This window comes from Limimaricola cinnabarinus LL-001 (assembly GCF_000466965.1).
GTDB lineage: Bacteria > Pseudomonadota > Alphaproteobacteria > Rhodobacterales > Rhodobacteraceae > Limimaricola > Limimaricola cinnabarinus.
This window is the reverse complement of the sequence record NZ_BATB01000147.1, coordinates 1-1,620: the sequence shown is the minus strand read 5'-3', so window position 1 is coordinate 1,620 and position 1,620 is coordinate 1. Positions and strand designations below refer to the sequence as shown.

General features: G+C 72.2%; 2 protein-coding genes and 1 pseudogene. 2 read left to right on the top strand and 1 reads right to left on the bottom strand.

The annotated features are described in order from the left end of the window. Positions 1 to 61: 61 nt before the first annotated feature. Positions 62 to 358, top strand: a pseudogene (locus tag MBELCI_RS22865) (amidase family protein); the annotation flags it as partial. After that, entirely contained in the window at positions 330 to 1,241 is a 912-nt protein-coding gene (locus tag MBELCI_RS20275) for an amidase (protein WP_110546658.1), read from the top strand. The pseudogene MBELCI_RS22865 and the gene MBELCI_RS20275, both read left to right, overlap by 29 nt. On the opposite strand, the gene MBELCI_RS21165 is transcribed toward MBELCI_RS20275, so the two are convergent. Further along, positions 1,238 to 1,378: a hypothetical protein gene (locus MBELCI_RS21165; protein ID WP_021695813.1), complete on the bottom strand. Its 141-nt coding sequence runs from the start codon at positions 1,376 to 1,378 to the stop codon at positions 1,238 to 1,240. The two genes, MBELCI_RS20275 and MBELCI_RS21165, sit on opposite strands and share 4 nt — an antisense overlap. Positions 1,379 to 1,620: the final 242 nt, after the last annotated feature.

Sequence of the window (1,620 nt, the reverse complement as noted above, 5' to 3'; positions counted from 1 at the left end):
CAAAACCGGCCGAGGCCCGTCCGACCTCGCCGCGATCCATCGATGCCAAAGGAGCCCCCTTGTGAGCGCGTACCTGCCCCCGAACTTCACCCAGAGCTTTGCCCCCGCCCCGACGCCCCAAGGGCCGCTGTCGGGGCTACGGGTCGGCGTGAAGGATTTGTTCGACGTGGCGGGATACGTGACGCGCGCGGGCTCGCACGCTCGCGCCGCACAGCCCGCCGCCACCCGTGACGCCGAGGCCGTGGCCTGCCTGCGCGCCGCCGGGGCCGAGCTGGTGGGCCACACCAACATGACCGAGTTCGCCTATTCCGGGCTCGGGCTAAACCCGCATTTCGGCACGCCGATGTCGCCCATCGGTCCACGGCGCGATCGCGGGAGGCTCGACTTCCGGCGGCGCGGCGGCGCTGGCCTCGGGGCAGATCGACATCGCGCTCGGCACCGATACCGGCGGCTCGCTGCGCATCCCGGCGGCGTTCTGCGGCGTCGCGGGGATGAAGCCGACGGCGGCCACCATCCCGGCCCAAGGGGCCGCGGCGCTGTCGCACACGCTCGACAGCGTCGGGGCGATGGCGCGCGACGTGGCGACGCTCAGGCGCGCGCAGGAGGCGCTGGCGACCCCCGCCATGCAACCCGTCGCGCAAGCCGCGCCCTTGCACCGCCTCATCGTGCCCGAGAGCTTCGGCATGACCGAACTCGACCCGGAGGTCGCCCGCGCCTTCGAGGCCTGCCTCGCGATCCTCGCCGATCTGGGCTTCGGGATCGAGCGCCGCGACCCGGGCTTTCTCGCCGATTATACAAGGCTGCCGATCTGGCAGTTCGCGGCGGTGGAGAGCCGCGTGCATCACGCCGGACCCTACGAGACGTCGCCCGATCTCATCGACCCGAGGGTCAGGGCGCGCATGGGCCGCGCCGACGAGGTCGATGCCGTCACCTATGCCAAGAGCCTCGCGCAGCGCGCCTCCATCGCGGCCCAAGCCCACGACGAGCTGGGAGAGGCGGGCATCGTGCTGCCTACGGTGGCGATCCTGCCGCCACAGCTTTCGGCCTTCGACGATCCCGCCGCCTTCGATCGGCTGAACCTGCTGGCGCTGCGCAACACCTCTCTGGCCAACGTGATCGACGGCTGTTCGATCTCGCTTCCGATCAAGGCCACGCCCGGCGCGGGGCTGATGCTCACCGCGCCCGGGTTTCGCGACGCGGCGCTACTCGACGCCGCCGAACGGATCGCGCCGCGGCTCTAGCCGTCTCGCGCGATCCGCGTCACCGACAGCGGCGGCAGGTCCAGCCCTCCGACGCGCGCCGCTTCGGTCGCATGGTTGAACCAGAACCGCTCCGTTCCGGTGTCGCGGCGGCGCACCCCTTCGGGAAGCTCGACCACGTCGAGCCCCGCCCGTGCGCAAAGCGCCGAGACGACGCGCCGCGCGGCCGCTTGTCGGGCCAGCCGCCCAGATAGGTCAGCCGCCCCTCGCGCATCACCGCCGGCGCCCCGAGGCGGTCCGCTCGACCACCTTGGCCGCGCCCTCGATCGCCTCGCGGTAGAGGATGAAGGCCCCGCCCTGATCGAGAGGCTCGGGGCTGTCGGGGCGCAGGCTTTCGACATGGCTCACCCACCACGTCCAG